The organism is Candidatus Magnetobacterium casense, from assembly GCF_019173545.1.
GTDB lineage: Bacteria > Nitrospirota > Thermodesulfovibrionia > Thermodesulfovibrionales > Magnetobacteriaceae > Magnetobacterium > Magnetobacterium cryptolimnobacter.
This window is the reverse complement of sequence record NZ_JABXWD010000479.1, coordinates 1-2333: the sequence shown is the minus strand read 5'-3', so window position 1 is coordinate 2333 and position 2333 is coordinate 1. Positions and strand designations below refer to the sequence as shown.

2 protein-coding genes are annotated in these 2333 nt (G+C 53.8%); both read right to left on the bottom strand.

What is annotated here, in order from left to right:
* Nucleotides 1–326 precede the first annotated feature (326 nt).
* Nucleotides 327–1427 carry an isocitrate/isopropylmalate dehydrogenase family protein gene (locus HWQ67_RS16555; protein ID WP_218253792.1) on the bottom strand — a complete coding sequence of 367 codons (1101 nt, stop codon included), beginning with the start codon at nt 1425–1427 and terminating at the stop codon, nt 327–329.
* Nucleotides 1418–2333: homocitrate synthase/isopropylmalate synthase family protein (locus tag HWQ67_RS16550; RefSeq protein ID WP_425340737.1), on the bottom strand; the 916-nt coding region annotated here is incomplete at its 5' end. The genes HWQ67_RS16550 and HWQ67_RS16555, both read right to left, overlap by 10 nt.

Below are 2333 nucleotides of genomic sequence, written 5' to 3'. Positions count from 1 at the left end.
TCCCCTTGCGGGGGGTTCTGAAGGGGGCCAGGAGCGCATTGAGCCGGGGGGCGCTGCCCCCTCCTGGAGCGATAAAGAAGCGGAGGGGGTGAGGCACCCCTGCCACAAACCGCCCCTTTCTTTCTTGTATTGCACACAATCGAAACGCGCTATATATATGCCCTATTATTTTTAAGGAAAGGGAAATAATTGTTACTGTAAATATTCTGTGATAAAGTAGATACATATTTGGAGTTAAGAATTATGGGGTCAAGTGGGACTAGGGTCTGAGGGAGGGGTAGAGGGCATGAAACACCCCCTATCACAAACCGCCTCCCTTCTTTTCTTCATGCCTTTAATAGTTTGACTATTTCGTCGGCCACGTTGGAGGTACCTATGGCTGTGGGATCATCTGGGGAGGGTTTCATGTCGTAGGTGACGAACCTGCCTTCCCTGATGAGGTCTGCAATGGTGCTATCGAGCCTTGATGCCTCCTCTCTGTGCCCAAGGTAGTGCAGCATCATTACCCCGGAGAGCATCATGGCCATCGGATTGACCTTGTTCAACCCCTTGTACTTGGGTGCACTGCCGTGGGTTGCCTCAAAGACCGCAATATCCGCTCCGATATTCGCCCCAGGAGCCAACCCCAGCCCGCCAATTAAACCGGCAGCAAGGTCTGATACGATATCCCCATAGAGATTGGGCAGCACCAGAACGTCATAAAGCTCCGGCTTCTGAACAAGCTGCATACACATGTTGTCGATGATCCTGTCCTCAAACTCTATATCGGAATAGGACTTGGCCACCTCCCTGGCTACCTCCAGGAATAATCCGTCGGAATGCTTCATGATATTGGCCTTGTGGACTGCCGTGACTTTCCTGCGATTGTTGTTCCTTGCATAATCAAAGGCAAAACGCACTATCCGCTCGGTGCCATAGACCGATATGGGCTTGATACTGACCCCCGAATCGGAACGGATATGCTTGCCGGACTTAGCCGCTATGAAGTCAATCAACTCCGTTGTGGTCTTTGCGTCCTTCTGGAACTCTATGCCGGCGTAGAGGTCTTCGGTGTTTTCCCTGACTACGACCAGGTCTACGTTTGCGTAGATGCTCCTTGCCCCTGCGTATGACTTACAGGGTCTGAGACAGGCATAGAGGTCAAGTTCCTGTCTCAGTGCGACGTTTATACTCCTGAAGCCCGTCCCCACCGGTGTGGTGACGGGGCCTTTAATGGCAACCTTGTTGTCCTTGATGCTGTCTATGACCCGTTGAGGCAAGGGCGTACCCTCTGCCTCATAGACATCCGTACCGGCATTCTGGACATCCCAGTCTATTTTGACTCCCGTGGCGTCAATCACCCGTACCACGGCCTCTGAGACCTCCGGGCCAACACCATCTCCCGGGATCAGGGTCACCCTGTATCTGCCGGATGGTTCTATATGCATACCCGTAGTATCTCCCTCACCTCTTCCGGATTACTGGCGATAAAGCGCAGTTCGTCATCGGTCAGAGGCTTCTGCGTATGGAGGTTGGCATACTGCACGAGTTCAAGGACATCACGCGCCTCCTCGTCGGTGGCAAAGTAGACGCCAAGGTTGTCGTAGACGTGTCTGAAGCCCTTGATGCCGCCATATGCCCCGGTGGTTATCACCCTTCCAGTCTGAAGCAGGTCGGGTACACCACGGCCAACATCCTCGGGGTCGTAGAGTTCGTAGTTTCTCCTGTCTTTGAGGGCGCCATCGGCGTGGATACCAGACTCGTGTGCAAATGCGTTTGCACCCACCCCGGGCTGATTGATCGCTATGGGCAACCCAAAGGCATACGATGCGTACTTGGCCAACCGCCAGGACAACTTGAGATTCACATTGTCACCGAGTATGGGATTGTCCCTGAAGTAGGACGAAAAACGCAACGCAAGAAGTATTGATACCAGGTCGGCGTTACCGGCACGCTCTCCGTAGCCATTTACCGTGGTATTGATGTACGTGTCAATTCCGCACTCAAGCGCCGCCCGTGCACCCGCTATCGATATTGCCTCGGCCATACCCAGGTCGTTGTGGCAGTGCATCTCAATAGGAAAGCCGGTCCGTTCGGATAGCTTTTTGATGTTTTCATACATGGAAATAGGTCCTTCCGTACCCAGGGTATCACAGTAGCGGAACCTGTCAGCACCGGCCTCCTTGCCTGCGATGATGAACTCCTCAAGCCTTTCGATTTCAGTTCGGGAGGCATCCTCTGCATTGACGCCGATGGTTTCGATCCCTTGGGCCTTGGCCGCCCTCACAGACTCTGCCATGCCCTTGACCACGTCCGCAAAGGTCTTCTTGCCCTGAAACTTCCCGCGCAGGAGG

What these genes read in the sequence shown, in the direction of transcription:
- HWQ67_RS16555 (WP_218253792.1), bottom strand. Translation starts at nt 1,427, where the DNA reads ATGCATATAGAACCATCCGGCAGATACAGGGTGACCCTGATCCCGGGA.